Source organism: Flavobacterium album, from assembly GCF_003096035.1.
Taxonomy (GTDB): Bacteria; Bacteroidota; Bacteroidia; order Flavobacteriales; family Flavobacteriaceae; genus Flavobacterium; species Flavobacterium album.
In genome coordinates, this window is the sequence record NZ_CP029186.1 from 3,604,016 (window position 1) to 3,621,317 (window position 17,302).

General features: G+C 47.1%; 13 protein-coding genes. 1 reads left to right on the forward strand and 12 read right to left on the reverse strand.

Annotated elements, in window-relative coordinates; translation table 11 throughout:
* The 7 genes from HYN59_RS16225 to HYN59_RS16255 all read right to left on the reverse strand — a co-directional run bounded on the left by HYN59_RS16225 (position 1) and on the right by HYN59_RS16255 (position 10,910).
* Complete coding sequence (locus HYN59_RS16225) at positions 1 to 753, reverse strand: LytR/AlgR family response regulator transcription factor (protein WP_181369467.1); 753 nt, start codon at positions 751 to 753, stop codon at positions 1 to 3.
* Positions 754 to 1,146: 393 nt separating this feature from the next.
* The gene (locus HYN59_RS16230; protein ID WP_108779281.1) at positions 1,147 to 1,677 is read right to left on the reverse strand and encodes a TlpA family protein disulfide reductase; all 531 of its coding nucleotides are present in this window, start codon (positions 1,675 to 1,677) and stop codon (positions 1,147 to 1,149) included.
* Positions 1,678 to 1,681: 4 nt separating this feature from the next.
* The gene (locus HYN59_RS16235) at positions 1,682 to 6,172 is read right to left on the reverse strand and encodes a fibrinogen-like YCDxxxxGGGW domain-containing protein (RefSeq protein WP_108779282.1); all 4,491 of its coding nucleotides are present in this window, start codon (positions 6,170 to 6,172) and stop codon (positions 1,682 to 1,684) included.
* Positions 6,173 to 6,268: 96 nt separating this feature from the next.
* The gene (locus tag HYN59_RS16240; RefSeq protein WP_108779283.1) at positions 6,269 to 8,665 is read right to left on the reverse strand and encodes a hypothetical protein; all 2,397 of its coding nucleotides are present in this window, start codon (positions 8,663 to 8,665) and stop codon (positions 6,269 to 6,271) included.
* Positions 8,666 to 8,713: 48 nt separating this feature from the next.
* Positions 8,714 to 8,965 carry a hypothetical protein gene (locus HYN59_RS16245; RefSeq protein WP_108779284.1) on the reverse strand — a complete coding sequence of 84 codons (252 nt, stop codon included), beginning with the start codon at positions 8,963 to 8,965 and terminating at the stop codon, positions 8,714 to 8,716.
* Between the two features lie 625 nt (positions 8,966 to 9,590).
* Positions 9,591 to 10,466, reverse strand: a complete 876-nt coding sequence (locus HYN59_RS16250; protein WP_108779285.1) for an MBL fold metallo-hydrolase — start codon at positions 10,464 to 10,466, stop codon at positions 9,591 to 9,593.
* Positions 10,467 to 10,556: 90 nt separating this feature from the next.
* The gene (locus HYN59_RS16255) at positions 10,557 to 10,910 is read right to left on the reverse strand and encodes an SPW repeat domain-containing protein (RefSeq protein WP_108779286.1); all 354 of its coding nucleotides are present in this window, start codon (positions 10,908 to 10,910) and stop codon (positions 10,557 to 10,559) included.
* Between the two features lie 349 nt (positions 10,911 to 11,259).
* Here HYN59_RS16255 and HYN59_RS16260 point away from each other — a divergent pair, with 349 nt between their 5' ends.
* Positions 11,260 to 11,640, forward strand: a complete 381-nt coding sequence (locus HYN59_RS16260; RefSeq protein ID WP_146185970.1) for a hypothetical protein — start codon at positions 11,260 to 11,262, stop codon at positions 11,638 to 11,640.
* A gap of 22 nt (positions 11,641 to 11,662) precedes the next feature.
* On the opposite strand, the gene HYN59_RS16265 is transcribed toward HYN59_RS16260, so the two are convergent.
* The 5 genes from HYN59_RS16265 to HYN59_RS16285 all read right to left on the reverse strand — a co-directional run bounded on the left by HYN59_RS16265 (position 11,663) and on the right by HYN59_RS16285 (position 16,983).
* The gene (locus HYN59_RS16265) at positions 11,663 to 12,193 is read right to left on the reverse strand and encodes a hypothetical protein (RefSeq protein WP_108779288.1); all 531 of its coding nucleotides are present in this window, start codon (positions 12,191 to 12,193) and stop codon (positions 11,663 to 11,665) included.
* A gap of 10 nt (positions 12,194 to 12,203) precedes the next feature.
* Positions 12,204 to 13,361 (reverse strand): zinc-dependent alcohol dehydrogenase, encoded by a 1,158-nt coding sequence (locus HYN59_RS16270; RefSeq protein WP_108779289.1) that lies wholly within the window; start codon positions 13,359 to 13,361, stop codon positions 12,204 to 12,206.
* A 177-nt stretch (positions 13,362 to 13,538) separates the two neighbouring features.
* On the reverse strand, positions 13,539 to 14,714 hold the full coding sequence (locus tag HYN59_RS16275; RefSeq protein ID WP_181369468.1) for a glycoside hydrolase family protein: 1,176 nt from the start codon (positions 14,712 to 14,714) through the stop codon (positions 13,539 to 13,541).
* Positions 14,711 to 15,853 (reverse strand): UDP-galactopyranose mutase, encoded by a 1,143-nt coding sequence (glf, locus tag HYN59_RS16280; protein ID WP_108779290.1) that lies wholly within the window; start codon positions 15,851 to 15,853, stop codon positions 14,711 to 14,713. Before glf ends, HYN59_RS16275 begins: the two co-directional genes overlap by 4 nt.
* Complete coding sequence (locus tag HYN59_RS16285; RefSeq protein WP_108779291.1) at positions 15,850 to 16,983, reverse strand: glycosyltransferase; 1,134 nt, start codon at positions 16,981 to 16,983, stop codon at positions 15,850 to 15,852. The genes glf and HYN59_RS16285 overlap by 4 nt, the downstream gene beginning before the upstream one ends.
* Positions 16,984 to 17,302 lie beyond the last annotated feature (319 nt).

Consider the following 17,302-nt stretch of genomic DNA (forward strand, 5'->3'; position numbering starts at 1 on the left):
CTAATCAAACCCTATATCCATTGACTGCAGGAACTGGTTAAATTCCATTATTTTGCGCTTTGCCACGGCTACACTGGAACCGTCTATAAATTCGCATTGCATGCCGTCTTTCTTGTTTACCCGCTTTACATATTCAAAATTGATTATAGAGGAACGGCTTGCCCGAAAAAAGTAACGCTGCCCCGAAAGGATATTATCATACACCGAAAGATTTTTCGAAGCCAGCAGTTTTGTGCCGTCTACCAGCCGGAACTCGGTATAACGGCCATCGGCAACACAGTACAAAAGGTCTTTGAGCTTTATGATCTCGTAACTGTTAACCGATGAAATAATAAAAAAACTCCTCTCGTCCACAGCTGGCTTATACTGGTTTTTGGTTACCATCCTGCGGTTCTTTATGTTCAGCAGGGCCTTATCTACGGTAGCGGTAAGCGCATCCTTTTCTATAGGCTTTAGTACAAAACCCGAAGCATTAAATTCGTATGCCTTTGCAGCATCCATTTTGTCGGACGACAAAAATATTACCTCCGGCTGTAGTTTTAACCTGTTTAATGCGGCCGGCACTTCCAGTCCCGAACCTGCGCAGTCTATAAAAATAAGGTCGGGCTGTAGTGTGCATGCGGGATCCTGTAGGTTCGCGCCCTCCATGTCAAAAGGCATTATTACAATCTCGAAAAAAATGTCATTCAGCATTTCTTTTAAAACATGGGCCGCATGACGGTCTTCATCAATTATTATTGCTTTAAATGTCATTGTAAGGTATGGTTTGCTTTGCGAAATTAACATTTCGCCACCAATCGGGTGTGCGAAAAAAAAGCCTGACATGTCAAAAATTAAGATTTTTTTAACATTTATTGACCTACAAAAAAACCGCAGGCATTTTTGCCTGCGGTTCATCCAAACCCAAAGGCAACCAACCTTTGGCATCCAACTAAACTGACTGTTCATTAACTACGGGCCGGTTTTCACCCGTTAAAATAAACCGCAGGCTTTTATGCCTGCGGCTTCCCAAAAACGAAGGCTATTCTGCAGCCTTCCCCTCACAAAATTATTCCTTTAATAATTTTATATACATCAGGGCTTGGTGGCACACCCTGTTGCGGTAATACCGAAAGTTAAAGCATCCGGCATTTAAAATCATAATAGTCAACGCTGGTCCAGCAATGCCTTTAGCTGCCCAATGCCTCTCGGATTGCCTTTTATCTTAAAGGTGTTGTCGGCCAATAAGAGCGCGGGCGTGCCATAAACATTATAATTAACGGCATCAGCGCTGTAAAAGCCGGCACCATCGCATTTATGATACCATAATCCCGGCAAAGCAGCGTTTTCTGTATAACTCTTCCAGGCTGCCGTGTCATTATCGAGGCATACAGCCACGATAGCCAAATCATTAGCTGTATAGGCCTGACTTAGTTCTTTCAAAGCGGGCATAAGCTGTTCGCAATACGGGCAATCGGTTTTCCAGAACAGCACAATTATATTGCGTGCTGTAAGGTTATACAGGCTATTGCCGTTGGATAAGGCAACATCCGGCAATTGCGCGCCGGTATGCCACTGGCTGTATTGCATTTTGCGTTCCTGCATCAATTGCTCTGTTGGGCTGGCGGGGGCGGTTTGGGCATGTGCCCCAACCGCCATAATAAACACCAGCACCGTTAGCCTGCAAAATCTCAGCATACTGCTATTTTACCCATATTTGGTGGTACGTAGAGTTAGCAGCGCTGTTTGCATAATCATCCACTTCCCATCGGTTTGTCAATCCATTGCTGCTTAGGGTACCTACAATACCCCAATGGTATGTACTTCCTTTCCAAAAAGGAAAAGATGTAATTGAATTATCTCCATAATTAGAATAATAACTATCTGAAGCTGCAGGAAGGAAAGCCGTGTGGCCTGATAAAGCAGTAAAGCTTGTTGCAAGGCCCGTCATACTACCGAGGCCTGTTTTCATGTAAGTTATAGCGCCTGCAAGGCTGGTTTTAAAATGTATTACCCTGGTGTGAAGGCTGGTTTTGCCATAAAAACGTACGCTCGTAAAACTAAAGTTAACGGCATTAAACATAGCCGATGAGCAATGCCCCCATGTGGTAGCGCTGGCACTTTCGTCGGTACCCAGCGTACTGCTGCCAAGCAGCGGGAACGAGGTAGATTTTACTACCAATGCCGGTGTAGTGCCTCCTTTATGCAGGTAGTTGGCTACCAGTGTCCAGCCGCCGCCATCGGTGGTCATGTCGCAGTAGGCCTGTACAGGAGTGAATGTGGCATTACAGCCATCTATATCCAGCCAGTACAAACCGTCGGCAGATGATGGATAGTTCGTTTTTATCTGGTTACAGCTTATGGCTACATTACTTGTCGTTGTACCATTGCCATAGGTATACCTGTTAACCGATGTTGAAGGCGTCGTGTTTATAGTATACGTAAAACATCCCGTCGCTACCGGCGTTCCGGACCCTGATAACACTATAAGCTGGCTGCCTGTGCCTGCAAATGTACCGCTACCGGTATACGTTACGCCATTTGCAGTAGCCGATATATTGTATGTACCCACAGTAGTTACCGTTGCGGTAACTTCCATTGTAACAGAGCTTGGTGTTGTAATTCCTAATAGCGAAAAATTACTTCCACCTGCAGGACTATAAGCAGATACTACCGCGGTACCGTTAGACGATGGGTTATTTGCTGTAGTAATGCTAAAGCTGCATGATGGATTGCTGTTTAGCGTATAGGTTTGGGCGCCTGTAGCTGTAGGCGTTCCGCTGGCGTTCAGCACCACTGTTTGCGGGCCGGTAGCGGTAAAGGTCCCTGATTTAGAAAACGATACGCCATTTACAGGGTTTGTGGTAATAACATAGCTGCCCACTGTAGTTACGTTTGCAGTGATGGTTTTGGTTACTCCCGATGCTGCAACACCTGCTGTAAGCGTACCTGAAGTAGCGCCGCTGCAATCGTAGCTTGATACTACAGCTGTACCGTTTGATGATGATGGTACTGCCGTAGCATTACAGAACATCAGGCCGTGCGAGTTGACTCCCGTTGCAGTACTGGTACGTGTTACAGTAATACTGTCGTAGGGTCCTGCAGAACTAATGTTAAAGGCTATAGCAGAAGTGGCTGCTGAACCCGTATTATTAATTGAGGCGGTATTACCGCTTTGAGTAGCCGTAAAAGCTGCTACACAGCTGCCCAGGTTTAACGGTGCAAGTGTTACCGGGACAGGAGTGCCTGCCAATGAAGCCGATACCGTAACGCCCTCACTGTTTTCAGTGCTTTCATTAGCTGAACAATATACCTGTAAGTTCTTAACAGGAATGGTGAACGTGTAAGTGGCACTTTGTCCGGCACTAAGGTTAATCTGGCTATTTGTAGCTGGTGCGATACCACATTGAGTTGATGCGCCAGACCCACTATCAGTGTTCGTGGTTTTTGCAACCGTCACACTGGTACCGCCTACGTTAACGGTTTGTGGGTAGCTGCCGTAAGAAACAGAACATAATGTAGCTGTAAAAGATTCACCTACTGTCCTTGTAAAGGTACAGCCCGGTGTAGTGCTTATAACAAAGCTGCTGGTGCCCGCCGTAGCAGGTGTACCTGTAGCCGTTAGCACAATAGTCTGGGAGCCAAGGGCTGTAAATGTGCCGCTGCCTGCAAAGGTAACACCGTTTGCTGCAGCAGTGCTTATGCTGTAAGTACCCAGGGCTGTAACATTTACGGTAACCGTTTGTGTAACGCCCGATACCGCAGTACCCGCAGTCATTGCCCCTGCAGATGCCGTAGTGCAGCTCGTGATGGTCATTACACCAGTACCACCTGTACTAGGGCTTATGATGTTTCGGGTAAAGGTACATGTAGGAGTAGTATTTAGCGGGAAGCTTGCCACACCGGCTGTTGTAGGTGTTGTAGTAGCCGTAAGGATAATAGGCTGTGAGCCTGTTGCTACAGTACCCGATCCGGTAAAGGTAACGCCATTGGCCGTTGTGCTTATATTATAAGTACCCGCAGTAGTTACTGTAGCGGTAATAGTTTGCGTAACGCCAGATGGCGCAGTGCCTACAGTAAGTGTACCGGCAGAGCCTGTAGAACAGTTATAGGCCGAAACAACAGCCGTACCGCCTGAAGTAAGCGATGTAGCAGTTATATCAAAACTACAAGTCGGGTTGCTGTTAAGCGCATAGGTAAATGTACCTGTAGCTGTAGGTGTTCCGCTTGCATTTAGTACAACAGTTTGTGGGCCGGTTGCAGTAAAGGTACCCGATTTAGAATAGGTAACGCCGTTTACCGGGTTGGTAGTAATAACATAAGTACCTATGGTAGTTACGTTGGCAGTGATAGTTTTGGTAACACCCGTTGCCGCTACACCCATAGATAATGTACCTGCGGTAGCCCCGCTGCAATCGTAGCTTGATACCACTGCGGTACCGTTTGTTGATGATGGTACTGCCGTAGCATTACAAAACATAAGGCCGTGAAGGTTACCACCGCTGGCCGTACTGGTACGTGTTATGGTAATGCTGTCGTAAGGCCCTGTGGAACTGATGTTAAAGGCTATGGCTGAAGTAGCTGCTGAACCTGTATTATTAATTGAGGCGGTGTTACCGCTTTGTGTAGCTGTAAACGCTGACACGCAGGTACCCAGGTTTAGCGGTGCAAGCGTTATCGGCACAGAGACACCGGCCAAGGTAGCCGATACTGTGAGGCCTTCGTTGTTTTCGGTACTTTCGTTATTTGGGGAATACACCTGTATGTTTTTTAGCGGAACCGTAAAAGTATAGGTCGCACTCTGGCCTGCAAGAAAAGCTATCCCGTTATTTGTGGCAGGCGCTATACCGCATTGGGAAATATTTGACTGCAAACCACCATCTGTGTTCGTAGTCTTGGCAATCGTTACGCTGGTGCTGCCTATGCTGATGGTTTGCGGGTAACTGCCGTATGCAACAGGACACAGTGTAGATACAAAAGTTTCGCCTGTAGTACGTGTAAAGGTACAGCTTGGTGTGCTGTTAAGTACAAAGTTGGTTGTACCGGCAGCAGTTGGCGTACCTGTTGCTGTAAGTACAATATTCTGGGAACCAAGGGAAGTAAAGGTACCGCTGCCTGCAAAGGTAACACCGTTTGCAGCGGCAGTGCTTATGCTGTAGGTACCCAATGCTGTAACGTTTACAGTAACCGTCTGGCTAACGCCCGATACCGCAGTACCGGCAGTCATAGCGCCTGTTGCTGTAGTAGAACAGTTGGTAATTGTCATGGCTGCCGTACCACCCGAAGTCGGGCTTATGATAGTACGCGTAAAACTGCACGAAGGCGATGTACTAAGGTTAAAGGTAAAAGGGTTCGTGGCAGATGCAGAGATTGCACCCGGAGTTCCTGTTGCCGTTAATACGATAGTAGATGAAGGTGCGGTAACAGTTCCCGACCCTGAAAAGGTAACACCGTTTACGGCAGGGGTTGTAATGTTATAAGTACCCGATGTGGTTACCGTAGCAGTAATCGTTTGCGTAACACCGGATACCGGAGTACCCGAGGTAAGCGTACCTGCCGAAGCAGTAGAACAGTTGTAGGCCGATACAATGGCTGTACCGCCCGATGTAGGGTTTGCCACTACATTTCGCGTAAAGGTACAACCCGGCGCAGTATTAAGCACAAACGAGTTAGTACCCACGGTTGTAGGATTTCCAGAAGCCGTAAGCACAATGGTTTGCGGCCCTGTAGAAGTCAAAGTACCCGAGCCCGTAAACACGATACCGTTTACAGACGTTGTTATGTTGTAGGTACCAATGGTAGTAACGTTTGCCGTAATGGTTTGCGTAACACCGGTAATAGCTACACTGGCGGTTAATGTACCGGTAGAGCCGGAATTACAGTTATACGACGAAACCACGGCCGTACCGTTGGTAGAAGGATGTGTGCTTCCGGTATAGCTCAAACAGTTAGACCAGGCGCCGTTTTCATACGACTTTACGCAGTTGCTGGATATGTCATACACCACCATCCCGTTTACAGGGCTGACGATGGCATCCGTGTTGGCCACGCGGGTAAGCAGGAGCGCCTTATCGGTACTCTCGAGCTCCAGGGAGGAGCTTGCACCTACGCTGGTAGGGTTATCACCTATCTTTACCTGTGCGGTTGCACAAAGCGAGGTGAAAAACGCAAATAAGAATAAAACTTTTTTCATGTTACTTGTATTAGGTTTGGAAAAAATACGTACTTGTCCTGTTGTCCCGCTGCAGTACACTGCCGTGGGATCATTTAGCGGTTTAACCATTAAAGATTAATAGTTAATTACTTTCTGTTTCACTACAGCCCCGTTTATAAGGGTAATTTTAGCCAGGTAAACGGCCTGCTCGTGGTTAAACGGCCTGCTAAGCTTCATATCGTTGATATCTTTATATACCTGCACCAGCCTTCCTGTAAGGTCAAAAATCTCAACCTGCTTCATTTCAAGCCCTGCATGTGCATAAAACGTATGGTCTTTAGCGTAGGCAAATGCACCATAAGCTGTAAACTCGTTACCCGAAAGCACTTCGGCATTATATACCACTTCAAAACGGTCGGTGTTCACATTCTCTGCCTGTGCAAAGGTGTAAGGGCCGTTTTCTTTTAGGTTATGGTACAGGCCCAGCAGCTTGTCGTGCAGGTAAATAGTAACGTCGTCGGTTGCAAACACGCCGTCACCGTCGTTATAAGTAACACTAAAGGTTTCCTCTGCACGTTTTACCACCTGGAGCGGCACAATATCGGTAGGTTCAAAAAGTGGCCTGGTCTGGATGGCATATCCTGTAGTGCTCCCCTCTATAAGTGAATTGAACTCGGAGGTACTCACATTGCCCAGCCTGGTAGAATCGTAACCGTTATCGTAAGCGGTTGTACCTGCAGAGCTGTATGCTATAAGTACCTGGCTGAAAGAGCCGCTGCTGCCGTTAAGGTTAAGCCAGAACTTGCCTGTCTGCGCTTCATTATTCCTGAAAAAGTTATCGTTGCCCGACAGATTCCGGATACAGTTTGTAAGGCTGAAGGTTATAGGCGAAGGGTTGATCTTACGCACGTATACCGATTGCATTGTAGCTATATAGCCACTTGGCACCTGGCATCCCTGGCATGCAGCCACCCCACCGGAATAGTTATACACAGCATAATCTGCATCATTATAGTTGGTAGCGCTGTTTTGAAGGCCCTGCCTTGGTGTATTGTAGGTCCAGAAATAAATGGTTTTCCTGAAATTGCCACCCATTGCATCCAGCAGCTTCACTGCATTCAGAGGAGATGGGTAAGGATTTCCTATACGCACCCACCCTGCCGCATCGGGTACCGGCACAATAATAGGCCCGTTGTTGGCAGTACCTTCTGTTTTAATATGTACGGGGTATTTTTCAGTATACCACGCCCCTGCTGCGGTAGAAGTGTTGTAAGGACCCTGTGTATATCTTACCGTAGCAGCAAGTCCGCGCCCAATAGGCACGTTTGACGCCGTAACCGGTATAGAGTTTGTACCATTATTGTCGGTAAAGAAATTATAGAATGCCGAATTGGGATACGTATCGTACGAACCGTTTACAGCTGCGTTTGACGCACTGCTGATGTGGCCAAAAAATGTAGCAAAATCATTTATCGGGCTGCTCAGGAACACGTAGTCAAACCTGCGCATAGGGTTTGTAATTTTACTGATTTGTATTTTTGGCGGAGCAGCGCTGCCATCGCGCTGCAACAGGCTGGCCTCCGGACTCATGATCACGGTTCCGTTTCCGGTAAAGCCACGCACTACATCCAGCACGTCGCCATCGGCAAGTGTGTAATTGGCGTTCATGGTAATCGAATGGCACGTCAGGCTGCCTGAAAAAGGCGCGTTGATAACAACGGGGTCGTTAGCCTGGGGTGCCGAAGGCGACCATGAAGAACCATTCCATGTCTTGATATTGCCTGACGATGCCAGGATAGGGAAGCATGAAGTATCGATCTTAACACCTAAAGTGACAGCGGAATAAGTCCCGGGGCTCACAGCAGACGTGCTGGTTATTGAGCCTGCGGTTGGCGTCGATGCACTTCCATCCAGCGCTACAGTGTCAAAAGTTGAGGGAATCTCTACCCATTCGCTGCCATTATACCCTACTATAGTAAGGTCGGATAATGAAGTAGTAAGCATACTGCTAATGTTGCTGGATGCCCGCCATGTAAGGGTAATCACTGCAGCCGAAGCGCCACTTAATTTCCAGTACTCTATTGCCGAGATTTGGTTTACATACGAAGATACCGACGTACCAACCTCGGTAGGCACATTGCGAACATAAGCGACATCTACCCCCGAAGTTGTAGCAGGAACAAGCCTAACTGGGGCAAGCACAGCATTACTCCCTACAGGCGCTATTACAGCATCAGTGCCGTAATACCTGAAGTACCCATTTATAAAATGGCTGTTTGATGCGTTGGCCGAACTTACTGCAGCAGCAAAAGAGAGTACGCCATAGTTTGTGCTGCGTGAAGTAACCGTAGAGGCTGCACCTGTGCCAAAATTATAAGTGCCCTGGCTTACGTGCATGTTTGCACCTTCGCCAATGTAGAGCGATGCATTGTTTTGTACCTGGGCATACAGCCCTGAAACCGGCGCGGCACAAAACAAATAAAACAGCGGTAATAGCTTTACTGCCGAAAAGTGTTTGTATTTATCAATCATACTATTTGGTTATTAAACGGTTAGTCATTAAATCCCGGCCTGCAGGGATTATTCTGGTTTCCGGGTAGTCCGGCCCTGTAAGTAATAACCAGCTCCAATCAGCACCCCGAAGGTCATGGCGTAAGGTATCCAGTCATCAATAGGTGCAGGCGGGTCTTCTACCGGTGGGCCGTCACCATCGTCGTCAAATTCTACAGTACTGCCGAATTTGAGGCCTGCCCTTCCTAATTCCTCCGAAAGCCCGTAGGGATAGGAAAGCAGGCTGCTTAAAAGCGCAAAAATTAAAACGATTCTCTTCATGGTATAAATATTAGATGCATTAATGACTAATTATAAAATGAGGCACAGTACCAGGTATCTAAAATGTTTACTTGAACTCTATGTAAATCCCGGGGTGATTTACTATTTGTCAGTACTGTGCTCATGCCTCCCGAAAACCAGATTCTGCCGTTAATAAATACGGTTAATCATCGTAAAAGTATATCCACTTCCATGAATGCATAGTAACCGTTTAACGAACGTTATGCATCGTGTAACAAACAACAGGATTTAGCACATAAGTTCGCTTCGGCATATAACCGGGAACTTGCGGTACCATTATAAAGGGTTTTTAATATAATTTAATGAGGAGCAGCTACCCGCTGTCAGGCAAACAGGATGCTATAGGATGAAGGAAACATAATCGCTAAATTCTTAGTGAAAGACTTTAGACATACGTAGTTGTATGAGGTTTTTTTTAGAATTCTGAAGGCCTTAAACATAAAAAAAGCTGCTTGAAAGCAACTTTTAATGATAGGTAATGTATTGAAGATATTTTACCTTAGAATTGCCATAGGCAAAGTAAGGTGATATAAATAGGCTTCCGGAAATTAGGCGCTATTATTATAATAATGTGTCCGAATTTCCGGTTTTGCCGGTAAATAAATTAGTGAATACTGCTGTTGCTCCCTTCGTGGTCGCCTTCCTGTACATATTTGCCATATTTCGGTAGCGCTACACTGTCGAATTCGACTGCCAGTTTGTGCAGGCCTGAGAGCAGCTCCCCGTCTTCCATGTGTGTTCCGTGGCCAGTAATGGCTAACTGAGGCTGAAGCATATTCAGCCTGCGTACAGATTCACGCGCCAGCCTCCAGTCGGTTGTAAGGTAGGGCGGCGGGCCATGGACTTCTTCTTTCTGGATAAGCACTTTGTAAAAGGAATCCTGCTGTACGGTAACAAAGGCATCTCCGGCAATGAGCGTCCTGTCGCTTTCCCTGAAAAAAGACACATGCCCCGGAGAATGGCCAGGCGTGTGCACCCACTGCCATCCGGGGAGGTCAGGCACGCTGCCATCTGCGGGAAGCAGCATCAAAACTTCCTGTATGTCAATCGGCTCATGCGGATATATGGAGGATATTTTTGCAAGAAGCCCACCGCCTTCTACACCCGGATCCGGTTCGGGATAGGCAAGCTCGCCCGTAAGGAACGGAAACTCTTCCACATGCGCATAGACAGGCACATCTTTCCATTCTTCCAATAGGTGGACTATGCTTCCAACATGGTCAAAATGCCCATGCGTAAGCAGGATTGCTATAGGTTTGGTTCCTTTACCAAAGCGTTCTTCCGCGGCTGCAATAATGGCGGCGCCCGACTTTGGCATTCCGGCATCAATGAGTATCCATTTTCCCTCATTTGGATGCCCTATAAATATTACGTTTACGATCTGGTTGGTGTAATAATACACATCGGGCCTTACCTCCCTGCCTTTTCCCGCCGAAAATGAGGTCATCGGGATTATATGGTTATCGTCGCTTTGTTTCATGATTTGCTTAATTATAAATTATTTTTTGGCAGTGCTAAGCACCAGTTCGCAAATAAAATCTTCTTTATGCTCAACCCGCTTTCTGGCAAATTAACCAAGTGATGTCCTGGTTTTGGTCATCAGTGCCGCCATGATCTCAAAAACACCCAGTATAGCATGTGGAAGATACAGTGTATCGGAAAAGCCGAAAAGCCACGGCGACAGCGCTAAAATGACACCGGAGATCGCATCAAGCGCCAAATGGACATGCATGGGTATGGCGCGTATCAGGCCCAGCTCATAGCGTGTGTGCAAGCTGTAGAACAATGCTGCCACCCCCGCTATAAGAAAGGAAAGGGCGGCCGGTGTATCAAGGGCAAGGCGGAGTATCCAGGGCATTGCTATAAGCAATACACCTGTGCCGTAGTCAAGAAATCCATGGATTTTTGTAGTAATTGGTTTCATGGTCGGGAGATCGTATTATTATTTGTTCAATTACAAATGCAGAAGATCAAATTTGGCGATTTTAAAATCTAAAACAGTTATATAATTCATCATAATCATTGCATCCGGATGGTTCCGGTCAACGCCTGTTTGGATTTTTACATCTCCGGAAGCAGGATACTATGCAACGTTTTGGAAAAGCAAAGAATTCTGATACATATGCAAACTGATGCACATAGAAACTCCCTGAATTACAGCGTAAAACAATTATTTACGAGAGGTATCCCCGCGAAAATAATTAGCAAATATTTATGATTGATAAACCGGTTGCTGGCATTATTACTGCATATTGAATTACAAATCACTTACTATGCCTATTTACACAATGACCTTTGTTGACGAGGATAAACTCGGCCTGCGCGCAGAAAGCGTTAACGCAGCTGACAGAGTCAGGAAAATTGTGCTTGAAAAATTTCTGGGCCACAATTTTCAGCTGGCAGATTTCAATTGGTCCGGAAACTATGATTCGGATAATACACGCGCGTATTTCTTTGCACCTTACCGGTGCGAAACTGTTGTAGAGATACGCCTCGAACTTGACATAGCAGCATTGGCTACCAGGGATGCCATTTATGATCAATGTCTCAGCGCCCTAAAAAATGGGGAGCTGGCCCTGCAGCACCTTGAACTGCCGGATGACCGGTGCCCGCACAGCCATCACAGCCTGGTACATTTTGCCAGAACCGCCTGATTCCATTTTTTATGCGAAGATATTACTGATTTTTTTGCCTTTTGCGGTAAATCAGTAATGCCGTGATCGCTGTTGCCACAGCCGCTCCGGCGGCTACCTTTAGCAGGAAATTCTTCCTGTTGTATTCCATTTCGGCGCCCCAGCCCCGCTCATTGAAGTAGTCAGGTATATGGCCACGGCTTAGGTCACTGATTATGCCCTCCGCCACACCTACCCTGTCGGCAAGCATCAGCGGCAACCAATGCGCATAATCCGATTCACTGTATTTGAAGGCAAACCTTCTGATGGCGCCGCTCAGTCCCGATGGCGGCAGCGTAGTGCCAAAAACGGCCGGAAGGTTATTGCGCTCGGTAGACGTCAGTATCTCCACATCCCGGGCTTGCTGCGCAGGCCTTTCCCAGGTATAACCAAAGCGTTCTTCATCAGTGCGCCTTTTTATCGGGTAGGTAGGGTCATTTTTCAGGTCGGCGTCGATACCCCACCCTTTTATATGGCTGTACCCTTCGCTTAGCGCATTTGAAGGTACTGCAGGCAGATTATTATTATTTTCCATGGTTTTAGTTTTATATAGTTGCTGATGGCGGTATAAGTACGGTCTTGATGCAGCTGTCGAGCTTGGACGAAAATATATGGTAACCTTCCGCGGCTTCCTCCAACGGAATGCGGTGTGTAATGATCTCTTTAGGATTAATAACCCCATTCTTCACATGCTCGATCAGCCTTGGCAGCAATCTTTTTACAGAGGCCTGGTTGGCGCGTATTGTAATGCCTTTATTCACCACATTTCCTATCGGTACAAGCGCATCTATCGGGCCGTACACGCCTACAATAGAAACAATGCCGCCCTTCTTCACAGAATTTATAGCCCAGTGCAATGCGGTGGTAGACCCTCCCTGAAGCATCAGTTTGGTTCCCATAATATAGTTCAATGTATTGCCGGTGGCCTCGCAACCCACGGCATCGATACACACATCAGCACCTAAGGAGTCGGTGGCTTTTTTTAAAAATTCTACAGGGTCTTCCATAAAACTGAAATTATACGCCTCACACTGGGCAAATTTTTGGACGAATTCCAGGCGGTAATCAAGGTTATCAATAACGATAACCCTGCCCGCACCAAATAGCCAGGCAGACTTCGCGGCCATGATTCCTATCGGACCTGCTCCGAAGACTACTACTGTATCTCCCGGAAGTATGCCTCCCATTTCTGCCGCCTGGTAGCCGGTTGGCACCACATCGGTCAGGAGGACGGCATCATCAGGATCCATCCACTCCGGTATCACCGTTGGGCCCACGTCAGCATACGGCACCCGTACAAACTCCGCCTGCCCGCCGTTATAACCGCCTGCCGTATGGGAGTAACCGAAGATACCACCTACAGCAGTTGCCTGTGCATTGGACTCGTGGCAATTGCCATAGAGTTCCTGACGGCAAAAAGCGCACTTTCCACAGGCGATGTTAAAGGGTACCATTACCCTGTCACCTACTTTCAGCTTGTGTACGGAAGAACCTGTCTCCACCACCTCACCGATAAATTCGTGGCCAAAGGTGCTGCCCACACGGGTGTCGGGCACAAGTCCATGATACAGGTGAAGGTCGGAACCGCAAATGCAGGAGCGAAGGACACGTACAATAGCATCCTCCGGATGTTCGATCTCAGGAATGGGGGCATCCCTGTCTACTCTTACCCTGTAGGGCCCTCTATAATTCATTGCTAGCATAGTCTGGCTTATTTATTTTAGTTATATAGTTTCTAAATTACCACTTATTAACAGCTTCTCTTTACATCATTTCTACCAAAGCTTACATCATTAGGACTTAGGAGAAAAATCTAATTTTGAGGGCTCTCAATAAATGAAGGCTATTGTTTATAATACCTGTATTGAGCATGAAAATTATTACGTTAACAACGGTGCCGCTGTTTCAGGTTCTGCCTGAAAATAGGCTGCGCCGGACACTGTACTTTCAGGTGTTGCTATAAGAGCGTTGCAACGAAACAGTGCAGCTGCCGTGTCGGGACACAGTACGCGGTTTTTGTAGAGGTCAAGGTCATAAATGCCGCAATTGCTGTAGCTGGACAGGTCGTCCCAATCAGGGCGGTCGGTCACGGGATAGATGCAGGCGCCAAGCAGCGGTATATTGTCATTAAGCACTGCCACGCACTCCGCCGTGATCTCATCGATCCATTCTGCGCGGCCTTCGCCGAAATGCCCGGTCTCTGACAGGAAGATCGGCTTTTTATACCTAAGGTATGCCATACGCAGCAAATCGGCAACCCGTGCCCGCTTTAGCTCTGTTTCCGGCCATGGCAGTGTCCCTGTGCCGTGTTCCCACTGGCTGCTCCAGTAGTAATTAAAGCCCAGGATATCCAGATATTCCTCGCTGCCCCCCAGTTCGGGGCACATCCTGCCGGCAATGATGTCCATTGCCTGGAACTGGTGCCCGTTCAGGTTGCTGAGATGATCCGGGTCATCTTCCGGCCTGCCGTGAATACATATAAGCGGTTCTACAAGAATAATGCGGCAGTCAGGCGATACGACTTTAAGCACTCTTATGCCTTCAAGCGCGGCCTTACAGAGATGGTATTTTATATCAAAGCCGCAGTTGACCGCGAATGGCACGGTACCCCGCACGTCGCCCGAATGCCATGACAGGAAGCTGATCTCATTAATAGGCACGACAAAGAGTGGCTCTGAAGAAACGCTGTGGTAAAATTCGCCAAAAGCTTGGCACAGCGCTGTAAACCGTCGGCAGAAATGGGGATGCGTGGGGTAGATACCATCGGGGTATCCAAAATGGCACAAGTCCCAAATCACCTGGATGCCCTTCTCATCAGCAAGGCGTATGCGGTTTCCCACCTCAGAAAAGTCAAAAACGAACGGGGCGGTTTCCACCGCGCTCCAACAAATGCCCTCGCGGACTACCTTAATTCCCAGGTTGGCAAGTCCATCATAATCCTCTCCAGCACGGAGGTCGTGCTCCGTTTCTTTAAGGAGGTTGACACGGTCCCCGGAACGGTTGATATGGTCGGCACATTCGTAGCCGCCCATAAAGAAAGACCGGAAAGGACTCATAAGCTTGCTGGTGTTAGGGTTATATCGACATCCTTCTCTAGTGCCTTAAAAAGATCAAGGGCATTCTTGAAAGCCTGATCCATATTGAAATACTTGTAATTGGCAAGCCTCCCTACAAAATAGACATCCAGAACCAATGCAGCTTCATCCCTGTATTTTTCATAGATCTCCTGGTTCTTCGGATTAGGAACCGGGTAATAAGGCTCCCCTTCATCGGTTGTATATTCCCTGACTACAGTTGTCTTTTCAGATTGCTGGCTGCCAAAGTGTTTGTATTCGATGATCCTTGTAAAGTCTACTTCCTGCCCGGGATAGTTAACCACGGAATTTTCCTGGAAGAATTCGGTATCAACGGTTTCACTAACAAAATTGATCGACCTGTATTCCAGCTTGTCCTCAAGGCTGTGCTTAAAGTCAAAAAAGCGGTCGATAGGGCCCGTATAAAAAAGTTTTTCGTAGCCTTCAATCTGTTCCCGTATTTCAAAGAAATCAATATTTAATACGACCTCGATATTAGGATGGTCGAGTATGCGTTCGAACAACTTTGTATAACCTCCTTTCGGCAGCGCCTGGTAGGTATCCGAAAAATACCGGTCATCATAATTTGTCCGGACAGGTATGCGATCCAGTACAGATGCATCAAGTTCTTCCGGATATTTATCCCATTGTTTTTTTGTGTAGTGCCTGAACATCTTTTCATACAGCACCGGCCCAACCTTGTTCAGGGCTGCTTCCCTGCCATCCGCAGGGGCATCAACGGCCTGCCTGTTTTCGTCCAGCCAGTCTTTCATTTCGGCTTCAGAGCTTATAGCCGTGCCAAACAGCGCATTGACGGTTGTTATATTTACAGGGATTGGCACCAATGAACCATCTACGTTGGCGAGTACCTTGTGCTCCCAGGGATACCAGTCGGCAAACTTGTTTACATATTCCCATACCTGTTCTTCATTAGTATGAAAAAGATGGGCACCGTATTTAGAGACCAGGATACCGTTCTCATCTGTATAATCATAGCAGTTGCCTGCTATATGATTCCTTTTTTCAATAACCAGCACTTTCTTTCCTGCTTTGGCATACTGCTCAGCGAGAACAGCACCCGATATTCCTGCCCCGATAATTACTATATCTGCACTCCTCATACTATAGCATTCTCTTTAATTAGTTCGTTCATCTTGTTGGCGGTAGCATCCCATGAAGTATTTTCGAGAATCAGTTTATATTTATTCGATATAAAAGGATTTTGGTGGCCTTTAATCGCCTCGTCTATAGCGGCTGCAAATTCCTGCGGAGTAGCTACGATAGGCACGCAATTCTTGTAATCGCGCACGACATCGCGTATGGCAGTCGAAATAATTGGTTTTCCAGCAGCCATATACTCCAGGGTTTTGGTCGGGCTGATAAACTTTGTCGCATCGTTCAGGGCAAAAGGCATCATCGCTATGGCGAATGCTTTCAGGTACGCCGGAAGCTCGTTGTAGCCTTTCATTCCGAGGTAATGGATGTTATCAAGTCGCGGCAGCTCATGTTCGCCAATCTTGGCAAGCGGCCCTATCATTACAAAGGAAACATCCGGCTTCAGGGCAGCTGTTTCCTTTAGCAGTTCCAGGTCAATACGCTCGTCAATAACCCCGAAGTAGCCTACAATCGGAGACGGGATCGTGCTGATATCTTCCGGAATCGCAATGCCGTTCTGGGCCTTTGCGAAATGCGCCTGGTCTACAGAACTTGGGAAACAATGTACGTTATCGTGCAGCAGCGATTTGGATTCATACAGCGATTTTCCGCCGGTAAACACTATATCCGCATTAGCAACCAGGTATTTTTCCTGCTCTATCAGTTTCTCCGGCGCTCCCTTAAACAGCGAGAGCTCATCCATGCAATCGTAAACTATGGTATCGAACTTAAAATGATCCAGCAGCCGAACGAATGAGGCAGAGTAAAACCAGCCTGTAGCAACATTTGCACTATTAACGTATTGCGGCAGGATGGTAGCGATCTCATCGATAGACTTTACGTTTGGCTGGAGGATGTGAAGGGTATCACTTATCACGTTCAGCCTGCTGCCCTGCTCATTGTCACGATGCCATGGCTCCTCTATCAGCAGGATTTTGCTGTGGCCCGCGAACCTGCTTATTATGTGTTGCGGCCTTTGGTAAACGAAGTCCCACCTGAGGTGGCAAAATACAATCATATCGTATGATTGGGCTTCATTATTAGAAACACGGGTAGTAGTAGCCTCTCTGGCAGTTTGTTTGATTGATGGTTGCATCTGTTTATATTTAGTTGTTATGCTTTTTTAGCATCGGGGCGATCCCGGCTGAATTGGTATCCCGATATATTTACGCCAGCCGGCCAACGGATTTAGCGTACCAGGGCTATATCGGGAGTAATAGTTATGGGTGCAGGCTTTACAAATTACCTTGTTTGCTGCAGTAATGGATTACATAATTTTTCTGATGCATTGCACAATCCTGCGAATTACAGGTCGGGACAAAACCATAATAGCGGGAAGGCCTGATCTGAAAATACAAAAGTTTTATAATCGCATCTTCCTGATGCGGATTTCGGGGATGGCGGGATCTTTATCT

Excerpts from the sequence above, each read along its gene's own strand:
- HYN59_RS16225 (WP_181369467.1), bottom strand. The coding sequence starts at position 753 with ATGACATTTAAAGCAATAATAATTGATGAAGACCGTCATGCGGCCCAT.
- HYN59_RS16230 (WP_108779281.1), bottom strand. The coding sequence starts at position 1,677 with ATGCTGAGATTTTGCAGGCTAACGGTGCTGGTGTTTATTATGGCGGTT.
- HYN59_RS16235 (WP_108779282.1), bottom strand. The coding sequence starts at position 6,172 with ATGAAAAAAGTTTTATTCTTATTTGCGTTTTTCACCTCGCTTTGTGCA.
- HYN59_RS16240 (WP_108779283.1), bottom strand. The coding sequence starts at position 8,665 with ATGATTGATAAATACAAACACTTTTCGGCAGTAAAGCTATTACCGCTG.
- HYN59_RS16245 (WP_108779284.1), bottom strand. The coding sequence starts at position 8,965 with ATGAAGAGAATCGTTTTAATTTTTGCGCTTTTAAGCAGCCTGCTTTCC.
- HYN59_RS16250 (WP_108779285.1), bottom strand. The coding sequence starts at position 10,466 with ATGAAACAAAGCGACGATAACCATATAATCCCGATGACCTCATTTTCG.
- HYN59_RS16255 (WP_108779286.1), bottom strand. The coding sequence starts at position 10,910 with ATGAAACCAATTACTACAAAAATCCATGGATTTCTTGACTACGGCACA.
- HYN59_RS16260 (WP_146185970.1), top strand. The coding sequence starts at position 11,260 with ATGCCTATTTACACAATGACCTTTGTTGACGAGGATAAACTCGGCCTG.
- HYN59_RS16265 (WP_108779288.1), bottom strand. The coding sequence starts at position 12,193 with ATGGAAAATAATAATAATCTGCCTGCAGTACCTTCAAATGCGCTAAGC.
- HYN59_RS16270 (WP_108779289.1), bottom strand. The coding sequence starts at position 13,361 with ATGCTAGCAATGAATTATAGAGGGCCCTACAGGGTAAGAGTAGACAGG.
- HYN59_RS16275 (WP_181369468.1), bottom strand. The coding sequence starts at position 14,714 with ATGAGTCCTTTCCGGTCTTTCTTTATGGGCGGCTACGAATGTGCCGAC.
- glf (WP_108779290.1), bottom strand. The coding sequence starts at position 15,853 with ATGAGGAGTGCAGATATAGTAATTATCGGGGCAGGAATATCGGGTGCT.
- HYN59_RS16285 (WP_108779291.1), bottom strand. The coding sequence starts at position 16,983 with ATGCAACCATCAATCAAACAAACTGCCAGAGAGGCTACTACTACCCGT.